The organism is Bacillus sp. FSL E2-8900 (assembly GCF_037966225.1).
GTDB classification, from domain to species: domain Bacteria; phylum Bacillota; class Bacilli; order Bacillales; family Bacillaceae_G; genus Bacillus_A; species Bacillus_A cereus.
This window is the reverse complement of record NZ_CP150193.1, coordinates 1799662-1820485: the sequence shown is the minus strand read 5'-3', so window position 1 is coordinate 1820485 and position 20824 is coordinate 1799662. Positions and strand designations below refer to the sequence as shown.

Sequence of the window (20824 nt, the reverse complement as noted above, 5' to 3'; positions counted from 1 at the left end):
AAACTCTCAGTTTTTTTATTTATTTTGCTGTATGTTTTCTAACGGCTGGTAAAATTTCAGTAGCAATGAATTCAATATTTTTCTCAATTTTATCAAATGGTACACCGCCAAAATCAATTTGTGCCATAAAGCGTTGTTGGCCAAACAATTCATATTGGTAAAGCATTTTCTCAATGATTTGTTGTGGGCTACCAACCATTAAAGCATCACGGTAATCTATTGCATTTGTAAATTGCTGTTTCGGATACCCATCACCGCGCAGTGTAAGCATACCAGCATTAATGTGAGGGTAATATTCACTAAGTGCATCTTGTGAATTTTTTGCCGTATAAAATAAACTCGTTGTCGCAACTGGTAAACTAGCTGGATCAAATCCGCTTTGCTGAGCAGCCTCGCGGTAAGCATCTACTGACACTTTAAAGTTAATTGCTGGACCACCAAGTGTTGTTATCATCATTGGCACACCTGCACGTCCTGCTTTAATTGCACTAGCTGGTGGACCTCCAACTGCACGCCAAATTGGTAAGTTATTATTTTTCGCTCTTGGAATCACCGATGCATGTGCGAGTGGTGCTCTGAACTGTCCATTCCATGTTACATGTTCCTCGTTATTAATTTTTAATAAAAGATCCATCTTCTCTTCAAATAATTCTTCATAATCATTCACGTCATAACCAAGTAAACTATATCCTCCAATACGAGATCCACGACCAGCTACGATTTCAGCACGACCATTAGAAATCAAGTCAATGGTAGCGAAATCCTCATATACTCGAACTGGGTCAGATGTACTTAATATCGTTGCGGAACTTGCAATTTTTATATTTTTCGTAGCTTGCGCGACCGCACCTAAAATAACTGTATGAGCTTGCGTTGTAAAATGCGTTTGATGACTTTCACCTACAGCAAACACATCAAGCCCTACCTCATCTGCTAACTTAGCTGTTTCAATTAGTTCATGAATTCTTTTTTCTGGCGTAATTTTCTCCCCATTATGTGGATTTAAAACATGATCACCAATTGAATATAATCCAAACTCAATTCCTTTTCTTGTATCTATACGGTATTTTTCCATAGTTACTCTCCCCTTTAATAAAGTAGTATTAGTTTTTTTCTAAAAACGTTGGTAAGTCAAGTTTATCTCCGTATTACCTACACCATCACTTGATTAGTCAATTGATGGTGTAAAAAAAATTACTCTTGCGGTAATTCTTTTTTTTCACTATGCTTATGAACTTTCGTCATCAGCTCATATAATATTTTCTGCTCTTCTTCATTTAATACATCATCAAAAAACGAAGATTGAAATGCAAGTTGTTCTGGCAATGCTCTCTCTAAAGCTGCTTCTCCTTGCTCTGTAAGACTAATTGTTTTCGTTTTCCAATCTTGTTTTCGTACAATATATCCTTCTTTTTCAAGACGAGTTAACATTCGAGAAATGCCACCTTGTGTAACAGTTACCTTTTCAGCTAACTCCATTTGTGTTAGTGGTTGATACGTACGTATTTGCAAAAGCACATCAAATTGAGCTGTCGTTAAATCAAAACGTTTTAAAAACTCATTTGACATTTGATTACTTTGGTTCGTAAATCGTATTAAACGTAACCATATTAATGATCCTATCGTATTATCACGCATGTTTGATCACTTCCTATCGTGAATCTCACTATCACTTTACCACTCAAGTGATAGTAATGCAAGAGAAAATCACATTTTTTATATAACTCAACTTACTTTTACTTAACTAAAGGCATCACTCGTGTAGTATTAGGTCTACTTGCCATTCTCTACATCTTCATAAAAAAAGGATTAAGCTCCAACGCCAATCCTTATCATGCATTTATTTTTTGTTTTCAAAACAGTATGTTTGAAATTCACACCATCTAATCTATTATTTTCTTTTATCGTAACGTAAATTCATTTGAGCATACCGTCTTCATGTAAAACCTGTATAAGTTTGCATAAAAAACCTTGTTTACACCAATTGGGCTTTTACAGGATATATCATTTAAGTTCTACCTTTACTTCCTCTTTAGACATAACATCAGGTCTATAAATTAATTCAAGATTAGAATCACCTTTTTTCGCTTCAAACGTTATGGCTCCTGTTATCTTACCGTTTGGATCTACATCTTTAATTTTAAAAACGTTTTTATTACTAGTTGAAAATGTATGGTCCACGATACTTCCATCTCCTCTTTCAAGGTAAAAATCTAATGGATTAATTCTAACTTTTTGATTACCAATATTCTCTACTGTAACATGAACAATAACAAACTCATTACCTTTTTCCAGCTTATCATATTCTGCCACTTGTGCTATTTGTACTTTATGGACTGTTAATTTTTGATTTCTAATTTGAGTAGTTTTTTCAACATTATATTCTCTTGTATCTTCATTCTTCGTATTTTCTTTTTTGGCACTACTTTGCTCTTCCTTCGTATTATTTGATACAGTTTTAGCTACTTCTTTCTTCTCATCACATGCCGATAAACTGAAAGCTAACGTCCCTGCTAAAGTGACTGTCGCGATTTTTTTAAACATAAATTCCCTTCCCCCAATGTAAAAATGATAAAAGTTCCCAAAAACTATATATTATACTAACAGATAAATGGACAGCATATTGTCGTTATGTGTCGAATGTAATAAAGCTATGTATAAGTATGAAGTCTTACTTTGCTTCATCTCTCAACTGTTCGACATATGATAAAATTTTAACAATAAGACATCCACCTTACTTACGAACTCTTTATTCCCATAACTATGTGTATCATAAATTTTTAAATAAGAAAAAATTAAAATAAAATGATAAAATTAAACAAATCACTAATATAAAGGTGGGCAGAACATGCATATTTCTAAACAATTTATAAAACCATTCCCTGAATATGAAGACATATTTTATGATGATTTGGAACAACATAAAAAGCACTTTTTACCCATTTGTTCTATAAACTTACAATGTATTGAACCGGAATTGGACGAATGGGTACATATTGTGTCAGCAAAAGAAATCCATGATGGTTGCGTGGGTGATTTCACCAAACCATTTCACACAAATTTTACGAAAGCAGATACATTAGGATTCGATGTCATTAATGGAAAATATAAATTTGAAGCGGATTGGAATTATTTCGAAATCGAACAAAATAATTCTGACATAATAGAACAAGCCTATGAGCGTAATAAAAGAGATTATCAAATCCGTAAAGAGTATTTTCAACGTAATCAAAAAATTTATCCTTATTCTAGCTTAGGAAAAGAAATAACATCTGTAGAAGTATTAGAACAAGGGTTTGCTGAAAAACAAACAAATGGCTGGGGATTAAATTATCCTGTGGTAAATGGTATCCTAGATGATATTCGTTTTATGACAGAAGAAGGTGAAGAATTATTAGAAGACTGCGATAACGAAGACGAAATTTTTGACTTTACGAATCTTCTATATGTACCAAAAGATGAATATGGACATCCCTTTACATATGTTGGATTTGTTACAGGATATTATTTTCAAGCTTATGGTGCCGATCGTATTTACTTATTCTTTAATAAAGAATTAAGAAAAGCAGCAATTTGTTTTGAATATACATAAGATAATTAAGAAAAGTCCATTTTGAACATTATTACTTGAATCAAAATGGATTTTTTATAAATAATTTATTTCTATTTCAATTCCGCATCTACTGTGAAATGTGTAAAACCTCATATAATGTAATATCCTCTATCTCTTCAATTTCAGGCTTTACTTCATAAAATCCAAACTGACTATATCCCCACTTATCTGGGTTATACACTATTACATTCCCTTTACAATTTTCTGTATTCTGGACATTCTTATTAAAAAAGTTAAATTGAGTTTCAATCAATGAATTCTTTTGAGAAATACTCCCCACGTATTCAACAACATACTTACATTTCTTAAAATCATCACTTAGATTAACAACTAATGGAACACCTATATGTATTTGTTGCCATCCAAAAGATTGTAAAATATTATCGTAGTACCCTTCAAATATAAATTTATTCATCCCTTCATGACCATCCCAAATATATAAAGGTGCATAGCAGTTATAAAAATTCCCGTCTTTCTCCGTTTCCGTAATTAAATAAGCTTTAAAATTTAGTGCTTGGAAACCATCAGTTTTATAACCATTATCCTTTACCCTTTTCTTAATAATTTCCATGTCATAATCCTTTGGCAAAATGACCTTATATTGCATTCCAATCATGTTTATCACTCGCTTTCAATCTTATATACATTATGATAAATCGATAAGTAGCTAACGTAAAATAGGTATAAATTATGTTTGGTATCATTTATAATGATAGTGCATAAGGGGCTGAGATATATGGAAATAAATGATCTTATTATATTCAAAACTGTAGCCAGTGAGGGTTCTATTAGTAAAGCTGCTAAAGAGTTAGGTTATGTTCAACCGAACGTAACTGAAAGAATCAAAAAATTAGAACAAGAATTAGAAACGCCCTTACTACATAGAGATAACAAAGGCGTTTCCTTATTACCTTCTGGTGACATTTTATTAGATTACACGAATCAAATATTAACTCTATTAGAAGAAGCGAAAGATAAAATTAAAACAAGTGGGTCTTCTTATATAATCGCGACGTCACAATCGATTTTGACTAATTATTTAAGTAAGCGTATTAAAGAAAATTTCATGAATTATCAAATATATGTAGAAAATAGTAGTCATTTGCCAAAATTACTGCAGCAACAAAAAGTTGATATGGTCATCACTTATGAGGATGATTCTGGTGCAGGTTTTAAAAAAGTATTTACTACTTCAATTTCTATAGGCTTACTAAAAGATCAAGAAAAATGTATCATTGACTATTCAAAGGAACTCTTCTTCGTTAGTAATGACAAAAAGTGTCCTTTTAGAAATAAGACGATACAATTTCTAAAAGAAAATAATTTATCTCAGCGTCAACTTCAACAATTAGATTCTTATTCGCTTATGGAAGAGTTTATTCAGGACGGAAAAGGGATAGCCTTTTTGCCGATTAAAAATGATAAATTGGTACCAATTGAAGATGTTCCAGTTGAGAAATTAGCTGTTCATTTTTTTACAAATCAAAACTCTTTCAAACAAATCCCTGATGAACTATTTGGTTAATAAAAAATCCCTCCTTTATGAATCTAAAAGAGGGATTTTCATATTCTATACAATTGATTTTTCACACATTTTGCTCCACTTCTGCACTTTTCTCCTTCTTATTCCGTTTCATATTCTTCAGTCCCTTAACCGTGCCAACTAATCCTTTCGGGAAAACTAGCAATACGATAATGTACAATAAACCAAGAATAATCGTCCATCGTTCAAAGATCGGATACTCTGTAGCTAGTTCTGATAAATAATATTTTAGAGATTCAATAATTCCAGCTCCTGCAATTGCTCCAATTAACGTTCCAACCCCACCAATCATCGTCATCAATAATGCATTTAATGTCATTTCAATTGAAAATACAGTCGTATTAACAAAACGCAATGTGATAACAAATAAACCACCGCTAATCGCAGCTACTACTCCTGCAACAATGCTAGCAATAATTTTATAATGAAGCACTTTATATCCTAGTGCTTCAACACGTTGCTCATTTTGGGAAATTGCCTTTAATACTTTTCCAATAGAAGATTTGGTGAAAAGACGTAACAGAACAAAAATGATAAGTAAACATATAAGTGTTACATAATAAAACGTAAAACGATCACGGAATACGTCTGGTACCCCAAATGTAAAACCATCTCCTCCGTGAGTAAGCCCACGCCATTTTTCAGCAAGTACGAAAAATAACTGTGAAATAGCAAGTGTTAACATTGCATAAAAATGACTTTTCAATCGTAAAGAAAGCAAACCAATTATATAACTAACGATTGCTGAAACGATAATTGCAGCTACTATTCCAATTAAAAAGTTCGTTATTGATACGCCTTGTCGATCAGATAAAAGCGCTACCCCATATGCTCCTATCCCAAAGAACATACAATGACCGAACGATACAATTCCTGTATACCCAAGCAATACATCAAAACTCATTGCAAAAATAGCAAAGATGAAGATTTGAGTGAACAAAATTAACAGGCTCCGTGAATCATTTACGAACGGAAATACACTTAAACAAATGAGCATACATACTCCGAAGTATACTTTAATTCGGTCCGATGTGTTGTTCACCATTTCACCCCTTTTCACCAACAAGTCCAGTTGGCTTCACTATTAAGAAAAATAGTAACATTAACATATTAATTGCAAGTGATAAATCTGGTATAAAATACGCTGTAAAAGCACCAGCTAATCCGACAATTAAAGAAGCAATAGCTGAACCTTGAACGCTTCCTAATCCACCGATAATTACTACTATAAAAGCTAAAATTGCATACTGCATGCCCATCTCGGCGAAAATAACGCCCGAATACGGTGCTAATAAGAACCCTCCCAAAGCTGCCATCCCTGCCCCTAATAAAAAGACGAAAGAAAATATCGCTTTTACATTAATACCAAGCGCTTGAACCATTTCTTTATCCATTACACCTGCACGGATCATAAGACCTATCTTCGTCTTTTTGAGTAATAGTAGTAGTGCAATGTAAATAATTATCCCAATTAAAATAACGAATAGACGATATTTAATTAATATAATACCTCCGAATGTAAAACTTCCTTGTAACCATAACGGTAATTTTGCACTAATAGGGTTTGGCCCCCAAAATATTTTAATACACTCACTAAGAACGAGCATTCCTCCAAGCGTAACGAGCAGCTGTCGAACATGATTTCCATATACCGGTCTAATAAGAAACCTTTCTAAAATAAATCCTAGGAACATTCCCATGGCTACTGCTCCAACTAAAGCTAATATATAACTTCCTGTCATATTAAATAACCAAACACCTGTAAATGCTCCCCATGCAAATAAACCACCGTGTGCAAAGTTTAAAACGCTCATTAGACCGAAAATAAGTGAAAGACCTGATGCTAACAAAAAAATGAGCATCCCTGTTGAAATCCCATTTACAAATAAATTGATTAACACATCCATCCTTTTCACCTCGGATTCATGTTAAGAGATTCCTAAATATTTATGACACATTTCCTTATCCTTTTTTAATTCATTCATAAAACCGTTATGAACAATTCGTCCGTTATCCATAATGTAAAAATAATCGCCAATTTGACTGGCCATCATAAAATTTTGCTCAACAAGTAAAACTGTTGTTTTCTCTTTCATCTTCAAAATAGCTACCATTAATTTCTCCACCATTATCGGGGATAGCCCTTTGCTCGGTTCATCAATAAGTAATAATCCATCACTATTAATAAACGCTCTTGAAATAGCCAACATTTGCTTTTGCCCTCCGCTCAAGAGCCCACTTTTCTTATTCCAAAACTGCTTTAAATCCGGAAATAGTTCCAGCATCCACTCTATTTTCCCTTCTACTTCCTCACCTTTTCCCCTAGCAAGAGCGAAAGTTTCTTCTACTGTCAAATCATGAAAAATACCTTGATTTTCTGGTACATACCCTATTCCTTTCCTTGAAATTAAATGTGTAGGTAATCCACTCACTTTTGCACTATCATAATAAATTTCACCATCTGCAATGCGGTGAAACCCCATCACTGAACGTAATGTCGTTGTTTTTCCTGCCCCATTTCTACCAAACAGTACAGTAATCGTCCCTTTCTCAACAGCAAGAGATACTCCTTGCAAAATATGAAACTGATCTAAATACGTTTCTATATTATTCACTTGTAATAGTGCCACTACATAATCCCCCTAAATAAGCACTTTGTACACGCTCATCTTTCATAATTTCTTCTGGCAATCCTTCAGCCAATAACTCTCCATGAAATAAAACGATAAGATGATCTGACAAACCTAGTATCATATCCATTTTGTGTTCGATAAGTACAATTGTGCTCTCTGGATGTTTCTTAATATTTTCAATCACTTGTAATATAGCAGGGACTTCCTCAACCGAAATACCTGCCGTCGGCTCATCAAGTAATAACACATCCGTTTTTAAAGCTAATAACATCGCAAGTTCTAGCTTCCTTTTCTCTCCATGTGCCAAATCTTTCGCTAATACGTTCTCTTTTTCATGAAGTAATACTGTTTTTAAGAAACGTCTCGCCTCTCCAACTTGTTGCTTTAATTTTGCTGAACTCGGGAAAAAACTATAGTAATCTTGTACGAATGATTGAACACTTAAACGGACATTTTCAAGTACCGTTAATTCTGGGAATATGTTTGTAAGCTGAAAAGAGCGACCGATTCCTAAGCGTGTTCGATCTGAAATCGATAGTTTTGTAATATCTTGCCCTTTAAAATACACTTCACCTGTTGTGGGTGAAATCTGTCCACTTAGTAAATTAAATAACGTTGTCTTCCCCGCACCATTTGGCCCAATAATAGAAATGAGCTTTCCTTTTTGGACAGTTAAATTTACATCTTTAATAACTTGATGTTCACCAAAAGATACACTAAGATTTTTCGTCTCTAGCAAATGTGTCACGAAATCCCTCCCTTTAAAGCCGTGAGTATGAAAGAAATATGTATAAAGAGAGTCCCCCCTCTTTATACAAAAACAACAGAAAATTCAGTCTATTTATTTTGAACTGGTGGTTCTGTTTCTTTCATCGTTAATTCTCGCTCTAACACTGGCACCGGATACTCAACACCGTCTTGCTTTTTCAATGTGATAGAATACAGTGTCTGCATCGCTTGGTGGTCCTTCTCTCTAAACTTCATCTTTCCTTTCGGTGTATCAAATTCCATTCCTTCCATTTTCTTAATCAAGGTATCTACATCTGTATCACCTTTTGTTTTCTTTAAGGCTTCTACAATAGAAATTGCTGCTGACATTCCTCCTGCTGTAAACAAATCTGGCACTGCACCATTAAAACGTTTTTTATGCTCTTCAACTAGCCAATCATTCACTTTATTTTTTGGAAGTGTGTGATAATATACAGAAAAACCTTGCATACCTACTAATGCATCCATTGTTTTTAATGCTGGTATATCTGGCGCACCTGTAGAAATTTTAATACCTTGCGCTTCCACATTCATATCTTTCAACTGTTTCCAAGGTGAATTTGCCCCTGCCCAAACGATAAATAAATAATCTGGTTTTGAACTAATGATATTTTGAATATTCGCTGTAAAATCTGTTGAATTTGTATCCGCGTATTGCTCATTCACAATGTTCGCACCTAATTTTTTCGCACCCGCTTTAAATGCAGCAATCCCTTCACGACCAAAAGCGTTATCTGGGGCAAATGTTGCAATCTTTACATCTTTTTTCGCAATTGCTGCTGCTCCTGCAATCGCATCTTGTGAGGAACTTCTTCCAGTTCTAAAAATATATTTATTCCAGTTCTTCCCGGTAATACTATCCGCAACTGCCGGTTCTACAACCATAATCTTTTCATATTCTTCAGCCAGTGGTAAAACCGCTAACGTATCACTTGAACTAGACGATCCAACTAAAAAATCAACTTTCTCTTCTTCTAATAACTTCGTAGCTTTTTTAACTGCTACATCCGCTTTCGTTTCTGTATCTTCTACAACAAACTTAATCTTTTTCCCATCTACTTTCCCAGTTCCACCAGTTGCATAATCTAACCCTAATTCAAATCCGTTCACTGTTTGTTTTCCATACGATTCTAGCGGTCCTGTTAAAGAAGCAAGGACTCCTACCTTAATCGTTTTTTCATCCTCTGTACTTGTTTTCTTTCCTGAACAAGCTGCCGTTATTAATAATGAACCTAAAACACAACCAGTAAACATTGTTTTTAGCCACTTACGTTTTTTCATCGACATTGTGATCCTCCCCATACTTTACTTTCTGATAGAATCAAACACGCCAAAATCCCCTGTCCGTAATCATGACTAACTAATTCGATAGATAATGGAAAACTCTTGTAGTACCCTCTACATTCGGCACAAATATATAATCACCTTCCTATGTAATGGAAACGGACATACAATCAATATATATTCTGCAATCCAATTGAAAATACTGTTTCATTTCAGTAATGACCATACAAAAGACTAACTTATTTTTAAGTTAGTCTTTTCCCCTTAATTAGAGTTAAGTTCTACTTTCTCTAACCCTTCAGCCAATTGTTTCTTATCTAGTCCTTCTCCTATTACTACTAAGTTTGTCGGGAAACCGAAGTCTTGTTCTAATAAAGTTGGTACTCCGAACGAATATTGGAATAGGTGAGGGTATTTATCTCCATGGAATTTCACAAAACCTTTCACTCGATAAATACTATCTGGTAAATTCGAAAGCCATTCATATAATTTGTCTTGATCAATCGGTTTCGTAAATTGATATGTCATTGTTTGTATATGTAAATGCTGTTTGACATGTAGTGTCTCGTGTTCCTCATCATTTGGAAATTCTGCTTCTTCTATATCTTTTAAAGATATATTACAATACTTTGTCTCATACATTTTCGCATGATCATTTATTGCCTTTACTTCTTCAAATACTGTATTCTTATCTTCATCTGTTAGTAAATCTGCTTTATTAACAAGAATGTGACTACCAAATTTCAGTTGCTCATGCAATAGCTGTTGTACATTTGCACTTAATATACTTCGATTTAACCACCTTACTGCATCTAAAACGACTACAATTGATTTCACTTCCAGAAAAGGAGCTAAAATTGGCGAGACACACGCGTCTAACACTTCAATTGGATGCGCAACACCTGTCGTTTCTATATAAATTACATCTGGTCTTTCTTGTTGGTATAACGAATGTAATTGTATTTCAAGCTCTTCTTTTAACGTACAACAAATACATCCTTTAAGAAGTTCTCTTAAAACATTCTCTTTTCCAATAATATCTGTATCTACTGAGTATTCACCAATTTCATTCATTAATACTGCAACTTTTCTATTCTTCTTTTTCTCTGCTAACAATAAATTTTGTAATAATGTTGATTTTCCACTACCTAAAAAACCACCTAATATATGAATCTCCACTTTATTCATTCAACCGACCATCCATTTCTTTACTTCAAATGTATTCAAAGCGTAATAATTACGATTTATATTTATCATTTTATTAAAAGAATGACCATTTGTAAATATAAGAGATTCACTGTTCATTTACTTCATATGCAACTCTAACTCCAGACTCGATTGCCCCTTGCATCCATCCATGTGTTAATGTCGTATGCTCTCCTGCAAAATGTACTTTTCCAGATGGTGGTGTAATATACGGAAATAACTCGAGCTCTTGGCCTGGTTCGAAAGCTGTAAATGCACCGCAAGAATACGGATTTTTACTCCAGCTAAAAGATGTTCCAGTGACAAACTCACTATAGACGATGTCACCGTATATTTCCGCTAAATTTTTTAATGCGTACCGAATACGATCTCTTTGCGGGAGACTATCCCATGTTAACGCCTCATCTGCCCACGTATAACTTGCTATAACGATAGCTGGTCCTGGAGTATGAATGCCATAACTCGGATAGTATGTAAACCGTATCGGTAAATCAGTAATAGATTTACCGCCACACTGTCCCGCTTTCTCCCAAAATCTACTTTTAAACTCTATTGCAATTTTAGTTGCAGCAATATAATTTAATTCACGAATTGCTCTTTTTTTAAAATAAGAGAATAAATAGTATGGCTGAACTTCTACAAATCTTAACGCTGAAAATGGAATTGTAATAATAGCAAAATCACTTGTTATTGTAAATTGCTCTAACGTTTGTTCATGATTTCCTTGTAACATTACTTTATTATCTTCTTGTATAATTTTATCAACCTTATACGGCATTAAAATATGTTCCCTTAATTGTGGTAAGAATGCATTCGATAACTTATCCATTCCACCAGTTATTTCATAATATTTCGTTGTTGAAGTAAAGAAAATCATTTCACGTAATACTTCAATTAAGGACATTCCCATATAAGCTTCCATATCAAGAAGTACCCCAATCATATCTATCGCACCATCTGAATAATACTCCATTAAAAATGAACCAAGCGAATACGTTTTATACTTTTTTTCAACGATAAGCCAGTTTTTATCAGGATCCTTCTTAATGTAATTTAGTATTGGTTCTAATACTTCAATCATTAGCTCTTCTGCCGTTTTTCCTCTTTCTTTATCCAAAACCGGATATTCAAGTACACTTGGATCATTTTCAAACACATTCAATCTCGTTTGAATGTTATTCGTATAAATGATATCTGCAAAAGTTTTATTTATAAAAAGGTTTAAAGGTAGTTTAAATTTATGAATATACGCTAAGGTTAACTTATGGGTGTCAGGGATTCTCATCGGTCCCGCATTAAAATATAAACCCACACTAAATGGTTCCCGAATCGTATACACTCTGCCACCTATTCTGTTATTTGCTTCTATAATCGTTACTTCGTGCCCAGCCTCTTTTAATAAAGAACCTGCAACTAATCCAGAAATCCCTGCACCTGCAATCGTAATCCGTTTTGGGTTATTCTTTTTAACAAGCCCTGCATGAATAATATGAAGCATTTCTTCCATTGCTAATGGATTCCCCATGCCATTTCCCCTTTTACAAAGGATTTTACTGAATTATATTCGGTTCACTGAATTCCTATGTTTTGTTCGCGGATTTGCACGGATACATTTTCAAATACTTGAATATCTTTTATAAAATGTAATAAACTAGATATGACTCTATAGAAGTAAGACGTATTATCTTACATAATAAAATCAATGAAATTGCGAGGAATTTTGAAATGAAAAAAGGTATTAACCGTGTTGTATTAGTAGGAACAGGAGCAGTTGGATGTAGTTATGCTTACTGCATGATTAACCAGGCTGTAGCTGAAGAATTTGTTTTAGTCGATGTAAATGAGGCAAAAGCTGAAGGGGAAGCAATGGACTTAAGTCATGCTGTTCCATTCGCACCAGCTCCAACTAGAGTATGGAAAGGCAGCTACGAAGATTGTAAAGATGCTGACCTTGTAGTTATTACAGCTGGATTACCACAAAAACCAGGCGAAACACGTTTAGATTTAGTTGAGAAAAACGCTAAAATCTTCAAACAAATCGTTCGCAGTATTATGGATAGCGGATTTGATGGCATCTTCTTAATCGCAACAAACCCTGTAGATATTTTAACTTACGTAACTTGGAAAGAATCTGGTTTACCGAAAGAACGTGTAATCGGTTCTGGTACAACGCTTGATTCTGCTCGTTTCCGCTATATGTTAGGTGAGTACTTCGATATTGGTCCACACAACATTCACGCTTATATTATCGGAGAACACGGCGATACTGAACTTCCAGTTTGGAGCCATGTTTCCGTTGGTATCCAAAAACTACAAACACTGCTTGAAAAAGACAACACGTATAATCAAGAAGATTTAGACAAAATTTTCATAAACGTCCGTGATGCAGCTTACCATATTATTGAGCGTAAAGGCGCAACTTATTATGGTATCGGTATGTCACTTCTACGTGTTACAAAAGCAATTTTAAACGACGAAAATAGTGTATTAACTGTATCAGCTTACTTAGAAGGTCAATACGGTCAAAAAGATGTTTATATCGGGGTACCTGCTGTTTTAAATCGCGGCGGTGTTCGTGAAATTTTAGAGGTTGAATTAAGTGAAGATGAAGAATTAAAATTCGACCACTCTGTTCAAGTATTGAAAGAAACAATGGCTCCGGTTCTTTAATTAAGATAAAAAGCAATCCAATTTATTTTGGATTGCTTTTTATTTTCATTATCTCCTATGACTTTTTAGTGATTTTCTATCATTTCTTATTTTTTAGTCGCATCCTCATTATTTATATCAAGTACATCTAATAAAAAGATAAAGATTGGTATCCCGATAATAAGCCCCCATATTCCGAGGAAATGCTCTGAGAAGATAAGAATCATAAATGTGTAGAATATTGGTAAATTTGTTTTTGCAGACATAAACTTCGGATTTAAAAAATAACTTTCAAGAGCATGGATTACTGTTATGAATACGAGTATGTATACTACGTACATAACTCCGCCTACGTTGTAAGCAATGATACAAAGTGGAAACAAAGAAATAATCACACCTGCAACAGGAATCAACCCTAGTAAGAAAATCATAACAGCTAATACAAGTAGCTGTGGAAATCCTAAAACGATTAATGCAATGACAGTAAGAATACAATTTACAATGGCAATTAAAAACTGAGCCTCAATTACTTTGCCGAACGATCTTGCAAATCTTTCACCAAAATATGCAATTTCCTCATAAAAGATTTTTAACTTACTATCTTTAAACTTAGATGTAAATGTAATAATACGCTCTTTTTCTAATAAGAAAAATAAGCTTAAAATTAGAGATAATAATATTTGTAAACTTACCTTCCCTATATTTGCTATTGATTGATATATGACGTCTACACCTTGTTCTATATATTTTGATACTTCCATCCCATTAATTGTCGAAAGTGCATATTTAACGATTTCATTATCAGGTGGATTTTGAAAAAACAGTTTAAATTGATAAATTAATTGTGAAATTTGTATCGTCAGCACAGGTAAATATTTATATAATGTTGTGCCTATAAAGGAAACTAGTATTATATATAAACATGCAATAACAATTTTCCGGTTTACTTTCAATTTTCTTGAAATAAAACGTTGAAATCGATCCATTAAAAACGTCAGTATAAACGTAATTAATATTAAATTAATCATACTTTTTAATGCGTATAATACAAGCGCTACTATTATTAAAACGAGAAACCGTTGAAACCCTCTACTTCGAAAAAAACTCTTTACTTCATTCATTAAGAATTAACCTCCCCCTTCAATGGATGGAAATTGAATATATTACATTTTATGAACTCCTATAGACAATCTTTCTTACTAATTGAGAAGAATCCTTTTTTTCTTTTCATATTGTTAGATTCGTTTAACTGGAATCCACCAACATAATTTCGGTGGATTCCAGTTATTTTTCATATAACCTTTTATAAACTAGGTGATTTTCTATTTTTAGACTGCTGTTCATACGCATATCCAATATTGAAAAGCTCTTTTTCACAAAACTGTTTCCCTACAAACACTACACCGATTGGTTCTCCATTTTTATCATATCCAGCAGGAACCGCTAATTCCGGATAACCAGCTACAGCTGATAGAAGGACTTCATCGTTATTAATCATAACTAGAGCATCCAAACCTTTTTCTACTAAATACCTATCTAGCTCTTTTCTTGCATTTTCTTGACTCGTTTGCACTACGTTTTCAAACTCTTCTTTCGTTATAGCAGATTTTTCAGACCCTTCAATTAATGTTTGTCCGTATTTTATTCGTCTTTTACTATCCTTTTTATTAAACGCTATAATCTCTTCTAACGATTTTACCGGTACATTCTTTTGCTGTGAAAGATAGTCGTTTACATTATGCTTGAACTCATATTCTAATGTTTGCAAATTATCTACACCCTCAGCACTTAACTGGATATTATCAGTTAATATCGCACCTGCATCTTGAAGGTCTTTTCTAATTTTTTCTGCTACTGCTTTTCTATTTTCATCTTGTTGGTCTACAGAAAAAAGAAGCCCTATCTTTTTCCCTTTTAATCCATCTATTGATAAATCCTTTGTATAATCAATCCTTTCTTTATCTTTCATTTTTTCTGTCATAATATCTTTTTCATCATAACCTATCATTGCATTAAATAGCGTTGCTGCATCTTTTACTATTCTTGCCATAGGTCCTGCTGTATCAAGAGTTTCAGCTAATGGAATAATTCCTGTTCTACTTACCATACCTAAAGATGGACGTAACCCAACTACTGATTGCTGCGCCGCGGGTGCAACAATCGATCCCGTCGTTTCTGTTCCAATTGCAAGCGGCGCAAAATCTGCTGCAACTACTGTAGCAGATCCTGAACTTGATCCTGAAGTATCGAATGTAATCGGACCGTACGGATTTAAATTTTGTCCTTTCTTCCCGCTATACCCGCTTGGCATTGTAAAAGATAAATAGTTCGCCCACTCAGACATATTCGCTTTTCCTAAAACAAATGCTCCTTCTTCTTTCAACTGCTTCACAATTGTTGCGTCTTGATCTGCAATCCAATCTTTTAATACATAAGTTCCTGCACTAGTCGGCATCACTTTTTCCGTCTGTACATTATCTTTTACAACGACAGGAATACCATATAAATTCGACTTTTTGTTTCTCCCCCGCTCTTGATCTAACTTTCTTGCTTCTTCCATCGCATTAGGATTTATCTCTGTAACAGAATTTAATGTTATTCCATTTTGATCATGTTCTTGTATTCTAAAGAGATAAATACTCGTTAATTCTTCATATGACAACTTTCCATCATCAATCATTTTTTGAAGCTCATCTATAGTCGCATTTACGACTTCTTTTTCTTTTATCTTTACATTTTCTATATTGATTCCTTTAAGCTGATTATGTATCGGTTGTAGCACTCTTTCTTTATCATATACAATACGCTCAGGTTCCTTTGGAAAATAATTTTTATACACGTAATATCCGCCGGCACACGCTAATAAGACAATGCCTCCAGTGATAGACAGCGTTACCTTTACCCATTTCTTCATGTTGCTTCCTCCACTCTATAAGATGCTTAGCTATACAAAAAAGAGAGTTACCTTTTACTTAACTCTCTCCAATCAAAATGCTAAATGAAAAAATGAAAGATTTCAATCTAATTACTTCTTTTTTTGCATTTGCTTTGCTAACATTTCTTTCACTTGATTATACGTTAATCCTGAATTTTTATTTAAACGCTTTACTTCCTCAACATCAGTACCTACCACTGTATATTTTTTCTCATCATTCATTTTTCTAATTCCCTTCTCACCGTATTATTTCTTATATTTCTTCCCTAAATGCGCATAAATTAACACCACTACAAAAAAGGAAGCTGTTTTTTAGCACAGCTTCCTTCTCGTTACATATTGTATTTCTTAATAAAATTTCACTACATCTTCAGTAGGCAAGAACGTTCTTTCTGCTGGTTGTTCGTTTGGTTCACCAAATGGCATTTGACCTACTAAGCTCCACTCTGCCGGAATGTTCCAAGTTTCTTTCACTTCAGCATCTACGATTGGGTTGTAATGTTGTAATGACGCCCCAATTCCTTCAGCAGATAATAGCATCCACACAGTATGTTGTAACATCGCATTTCCTTGATGAGACCAGAATGGAAACTGATCTTTGTATAATGGGGCATTTTCTTGCATTTTTTCTACAGTTGCTTGATCTTCAAAGAATAGAACTGTTCCTACACCTGCATGGAAGCCTTTTAGTCTTTCTACAGTCGCTTCAAAGTTTTCTGCTGGTACGCGTGCTCTTAGTGTTTCTTTAACGATATCCCAAAACTTTTCATGCTCTCCATCCATTAATACAACCATACGACCACTTTGCATATTGAAAGATGTTGGTGCGTGTAAAGCTGTTTTTAACACTTCTTCAATTCTTTCTTTCGTAATTGCATCGTTTTTTGTTACTTTACGAATTGAACGGCGGTTCACGATTGCTTCTTTTAAGTTTGTTGTAGTTGCTGACATTTTAATTCCTCCAAATGTTTGTTTTATCATTTATTTTGTTATTTCATAACAAGCGAATTAGCAATATCCATCGGTATTACATTGCATACCTTCAAATGAATTTGTTTTATCCTTTTCAATTTCTTTATCAATGACCCTTTCTAGTGTTTCTTTACTAGCAAGCCCTTGAATGACTTCATCTCCAATCATGACAGTTGGAACAGCCATAATATTCGCTTCATCATATGCGTGTTGAATTGCTTCTTGATGCTTTTCTTTATATTTACGAGTTACTAAAGCATCTTTAAATTCCGCCTCAGGAAGTCCTACTTCTACCGCTAATTTTGTTAACACATCAATATCTTCAATGTTTTGCTCTTCTTGGAAAAATGCTGTGAATACGCGGTGATGATACTCATTACCTAGTCCACGTTCTTTCGCAAATTGACATCCTTCGAAAGCTAAATGTGTATATGGATGTGGTGAAACACGTGGCAAGCGCATATCAATTCCTAACTTCTTCGCTGTCGGAAGAATGAAAGCATCCCATGAACCTAATTTTTCTGGTTCATTCCATGGATCTATTTTTGAATATGGACTTGGACGTAATTCAAATGGCATCCATTCAATCTCTACATCTTTCTCTTTCGCTATCTCATCTAATGGACCTTTTGCTAAAAAACAAAACGGACATATAAAATCTGAGTATACTTTCATTTTTACAGTCATAACTTTTACACCTTACCTTATCGTTGTAATCAAACCAGTTACATTGATGATAAAAAAAATATAAATATTATTTAAACATTCATTTTTTCTTGCAAAGTTTCAAACAACTGCCCCATCGTAATATTTCTCAAAACTTCTTCCATCGCGGATTGCGCTTGAATTAAAATAATTTCTAACACCGCTTGAATATTCGCCCCAATTGGACAATCTGGATTCGGTTGCTCGTGAATATGAAATAGCTTGTCTTCTTCGACTACGTTCACTGCATGATACACATCTAACAATGTGATTTCATGTAAATCCTTTAGTAATCCCGCGCCACCCGGTCCACGATTTACGTAAACAAAGCCAGCTTGTTTCAAGTACGACATGATTTTACGAATGACTACTGGATTTGTATTGACACTCTCAGCCATATAGTCTGAAGTACAAAGTGAAGATGGATTGTTTTTCAAAATAGATAAAATATGAACAGCTATGGAAAAGCGGCTACTAATTTTCATCGTAATCACCACCTCGATGTAATCATTATAGTTACAACTAAAAAATAAGTCAATCCTTTTCATAGATTTTTTATAAGCAAATTAAAAAGTGCCCCATTATGATATATGAGACACCCCTTTTTATTCTGCAAATAGCGCTTGAAATTCTTCAATAAATAGCTGTACAGCGATTGAAGAATCCTTTAATGAAGGAACAGCTAAAGCAATTTCTCTCCATACTTGCGGTTCCAATTCTCTCGTTTGCACATTCTGTGGTAAATTCGTTAAAGATAATTCAGCTAATATTGCAATGCCTAATCCTTCTTGAATCATATTTAAAGCTGTAGTAACGGTAGAAATTACATACTCAGCCCGAAGTGGTACGTTGGCTTGTTTAAACATATCAATGATGGGTGGTTCGTATCCGCCCTTACATAATATGATCGGTTCATTCTCCAAATCACGAATTGTAATAGAGTCCTTCTTACAAAGAGGATGATCCTCTCTTAAGATAGCAACCATTTTTCCCTTCGTTAACGGGACAATCTCCATCTCTTTATTAGGCAAAATAACAATTCCTATATCAACAACCCTCGATATTAACCAATCTTCAACTTCTTTAATTGTTCCTTCACAAAGAACGACCTCTAAGCTCGGATACTTCTCCTTAAAATGGTTTATCATTTTCGGTAAGAAATGTGCAGAAGCACTCGGAAAACTCCCAATTCGAATCGTCCCCACTTCGTGTCCTTTCTCCATCGCAACTTCTTGTTCAATCTTCTCTACACCGTTCAAAATCTCTCTAATATGTACAAGAATTCTGTTTCCTACATCCGTAACGAGTAATCCTTGTCGTTTATCACGTATAAGAATCGTAACTCCTAACTCTGACTCAATACTTGAAATGGCATGACTTACAGCTGGCTGCGTCATATTTAACACCCTGGCAGCCTTCGTAAAACTACCTAACTCAATAGTTTTTATTAATACTTGCAGTTGTGTAATAGTCATAACTAATCACTTATACTCCTTATAAAAAAGATTCATTTTATTTATTACATTCGATATCATATCATAGTGAAATGAATAACAACAAGGAGGTCTTACCGTGACACAGCTTTCTCGAACTAAGACGGCCATAATCCTTACCTTTCTCGTTTTCATGTGGGGAATCAATTGGCCTTTATCTAAGTTTGCCCTGCATTATACACCACCCGTTTTATTTGCAGGCGTTCGAACTTTAATTGGAGGATTCATTTTACTCCTTTTCGCTCTACCCAAATATAAAGAATTACATTTAAAAGAAACGTGGCATTTATACGTTATTTCTTCTTTACTTAACATCATTATATTTTACGGGTTACAAACTGTTGGTCTTCAATATATGCCTGCTGGGTTATTTTCCGCCATTGTATTTCTACAACCAGTTTTACTCGGTATTTTCTCGTGGATATGGCTTGAAGAATCAATGTACGGCTTGAAAATTTTCGGGCTTGTTCTCGGATTTATTGGTGTAGGTGTTATTAGCTCAAGCAGTTTAACAGGACATATTTCTGTTATTGGAATCCTTCTCGCGTTAGGATGTGCGATTGGCTGGGCACTTGGCACAGTATTCATTAAGAAGACTGGTCACCGTGTGAATGCCATTTGGATGGTAACAATTCAGCTTCTTATCGGTGGTCTTTGTTTAATCGGATTTGGCTCAGAATTTGAAAGTTGGTCTAGTATTGCTTGGAGTATGCCATTTGTTAGTGTACTACTCTTTATTTCATTCTTTGTTATTGCAATGGGGTGGCTTGCATACTTCACACTCGTTGGAGCTGGTGAAGCGAGTAAAGTAGGGGCTTATACATTCCTTATTCCCCTTATCGCTATTATTGTAAGTTCAATCTTCTTACATGAAGCCATTACAATGAGCTTATTTATTGGCCTATTATTTATTGTTGTGAGCATTTGTTTTGTAAATATAAAGCCGAAAACACTTGCTGTAAGGCAGCAGGTTGAAGTGAAATAAATATGAGAAAGAGCCTACTATTTGTAGGCTCTTTTTTA

22 protein-coding genes are annotated in these 20824 nt (G+C 34.2%); 4 read left to right on the top strand and 18 right to left on the bottom strand.

Annotated elements, in window-relative coordinates; translation table 11 throughout:
- Positions 1-19: 19 nt before the first annotated feature.
- The 3 genes from NST90_RS09430 to NST90_RS09420 form a co-directional block, all read right to left on the bottom strand.
- On the bottom strand, positions 20-1075 hold the full coding sequence (locus NST90_RS09430) for an LLM class flavin-dependent oxidoreductase (protein ID WP_006921908.1): 1056 nt from the start codon (positions 1073-1075) through the stop codon (positions 20-22).
- 119 nt (positions 1076-1194) lie between these two features.
- Positions 1195-1638: a MarR family transcriptional regulator gene (locus tag NST90_RS09425; protein WP_001205523.1), complete on the bottom strand. Its 444-nt coding sequence runs from the start codon at positions 1636-1638 to the stop codon at positions 1195-1197.
- A 366-nt stretch (positions 1639-2004) separates the two neighbouring features.
- Complete coding sequence (locus NST90_RS09420) at positions 2005-2544, bottom strand: DUF4352 domain-containing protein (protein WP_000473159.1); 540 nt, start codon at positions 2542-2544, stop codon at positions 2005-2007.
- A gap of 304 nt (positions 2545-2848) precedes the next feature.
- On the opposite strand from NST90_RS09420, the gene NST90_RS09415 reads away from it, so the two are divergent.
- Complete coding sequence (locus NST90_RS09415) at positions 2849-3592, top strand: siderophore biosynthesis protein (protein WP_283748210.1); 744 nt, start codon at positions 2849-2851, stop codon at positions 3590-3592.
- A gap of 88 nt (positions 3593-3680) precedes the next feature.
- Here NST90_RS09415 and NST90_RS09410 read toward each other — a convergent pair whose 3' ends face one another.
- The gene (locus NST90_RS09410; protein WP_016122327.1) at positions 3681-4229 is read right to left on the bottom strand and encodes a DUF4865 family protein; all 549 of its coding nucleotides are present in this window, start codon (positions 4227-4229) and stop codon (positions 3681-3683) included.
- A gap of 120 nt (positions 4230-4349) precedes the next feature.
- Between NST90_RS09410 and NST90_RS09405 the strand changes: the two genes are divergently transcribed.
- The gene (locus tag NST90_RS09405) at positions 4350-5138 is read left to right on the top strand and encodes a LysR family transcriptional regulator (RefSeq protein ID WP_000405005.1); all 789 of its coding nucleotides are present in this window, start codon (positions 4350-4352) and stop codon (positions 5136-5138) included.
- A gap of 61 nt (positions 5139-5199) precedes the next feature.
- On the opposite strand, the gene NST90_RS09400 is transcribed toward NST90_RS09405, so the two are convergent.
- The 7 genes from NST90_RS09400 to NST90_RS09370 all read right to left on the bottom strand — a co-directional run bounded on the left by NST90_RS09400 (position 5200) and on the right by NST90_RS09370 (position 12572).
- A complete protein-coding gene (locus NST90_RS09400) occupies positions 5200-6153 on the bottom strand; it encodes a branched-chain amino acid ABC transporter permease (RefSeq protein WP_025710355.1) in 954 nt (317 codons plus the stop codon).
- Positions 6154-6202: 49 nt separating this feature from the next.
- Positions 6203-7063, bottom strand: coding sequence for a branched-chain amino acid ABC transporter permease (locus NST90_RS09395; protein WP_000382787.1), 861 nt, complete (start codon positions 7061-7063; stop codon positions 6203-6205).
- Positions 7064-7084: 21 nt separating this feature from the next.
- A complete protein-coding gene (locus NST90_RS09390) occupies positions 7085-7786 on the bottom strand; it encodes an ABC transporter ATP-binding protein (RefSeq protein ID WP_001196696.1) in 702 nt (233 codons plus the stop codon).
- A complete protein-coding gene (locus NST90_RS09385) occupies positions 7764-8537 on the bottom strand; it encodes an ABC transporter ATP-binding protein (RefSeq protein WP_006920466.1) in 774 nt (257 codons plus the stop codon). Before NST90_RS09385 ends, NST90_RS09390 begins: the two co-directional genes overlap by 23 nt.
- Positions 8538-8626: 89 nt before the next feature.
- Positions 8627-9844 carry a substrate-binding domain-containing protein gene (locus NST90_RS09380; RefSeq protein WP_006920464.1) on the bottom strand — a complete coding sequence of 406 codons (1218 nt, stop codon included), beginning with the start codon at positions 9842-9844 and terminating at the stop codon, positions 8627-8629.
- A 261-nt stretch (positions 9845-10105) separates the two neighbouring features.
- Positions 10106-11029 carry a GTP-binding protein gene (locus NST90_RS09375; protein ID WP_001044939.1) on the bottom strand — a complete coding sequence of 308 codons (924 nt, stop codon included), beginning with the start codon at positions 11027-11029 and terminating at the stop codon, positions 10106-10108.
- 106 nt (positions 11030-11135) lie between these two features.
- Positions 11136-12572, bottom strand: a complete 1437-nt coding sequence (locus NST90_RS09370; RefSeq protein ID WP_000528002.1) for a flavin monoamine oxidase family protein — start codon at positions 12570-12572, stop codon at positions 11136-11138.
- A gap of 200 nt (positions 12573-12772) precedes the next feature.
- Between NST90_RS09370 and NST90_RS09365 the strand changes: the two genes are divergently transcribed.
- A complete protein-coding gene (locus NST90_RS09365) occupies positions 12773-13717 on the top strand; it encodes an L-lactate dehydrogenase (RefSeq protein ID WP_000715321.1) in 945 nt (314 codons plus the stop codon).
- An 86-nt stretch (positions 13718-13803) separates the two neighbouring features.
- Here the strand turns inward: NST90_RS09365 and NST90_RS09360 are convergent, their stop codons facing one another.
- From NST90_RS09360 to NST90_RS09330, 7 genes are all read right to left on the bottom strand, one after another.
- Positions 13804-14817, bottom strand: a complete 1014-nt coding sequence (locus NST90_RS09360; protein ID WP_006922064.1) for an AI-2E family transporter — start codon at positions 14815-14817, stop codon at positions 13804-13806.
- A gap of 182 nt (positions 14818-14999) precedes the next feature.
- A complete protein-coding gene (locus NST90_RS09355; protein WP_025710356.1) occupies positions 15000-16610 on the bottom strand; it encodes an amidase family protein in 1611 nt (536 codons plus the stop codon).
- 111 nt (positions 16611-16721) lie between these two features.
- On the bottom strand, positions 16722-16853 hold the full coding sequence (locus tag NST90_RS09350; RefSeq protein ID WP_000997344.1) for a hypothetical protein: 132 nt from the start codon (positions 16851-16853) through the stop codon (positions 16722-16724).
- A 126-nt stretch (positions 16854-16979) separates the two neighbouring features.
- A complete protein-coding gene (locus NST90_RS09345) occupies positions 16980-17582 on the bottom strand; it encodes a nitroreductase family protein (RefSeq protein WP_001277021.1) in 603 nt (200 codons plus the stop codon).
- A gap of 57 nt (positions 17583-17639) precedes the next feature.
- Entirely contained in the window at positions 17640-18290 is a 651-nt protein-coding gene (locus NST90_RS09340; RefSeq protein ID WP_025710357.1) for a DsbA family oxidoreductase, read from the bottom strand.
- A gap of 71 nt (positions 18291-18361) precedes the next feature.
- A complete protein-coding gene (locus NST90_RS09335) occupies positions 18362-18793 on the bottom strand; it encodes an Rrf2 family transcriptional regulator (protein ID WP_033695258.1) in 432 nt (143 codons plus the stop codon).
- Positions 18794-18913: 120 nt separating this feature from the next.
- Complete coding sequence (locus NST90_RS09330; RefSeq protein WP_000156743.1) at positions 18914-19783, bottom strand: LysR family transcriptional regulator; 870 nt, start codon at positions 19781-19783, stop codon at positions 18914-18916.
- A gap of 97 nt (positions 19784-19880) precedes the next feature.
- Here NST90_RS09330 and NST90_RS09325 point away from each other — a divergent pair, with 97 nt between their 5' ends.
- On the top strand, positions 19881-20786 hold the full coding sequence (locus NST90_RS09325; protein ID WP_000192812.1) for an EamA family transporter: 906 nt from the start codon (positions 19881-19883) through the stop codon (positions 20784-20786).
- The last annotated feature ends 38 nt before the right edge of the window (positions 20787-20824 follow it).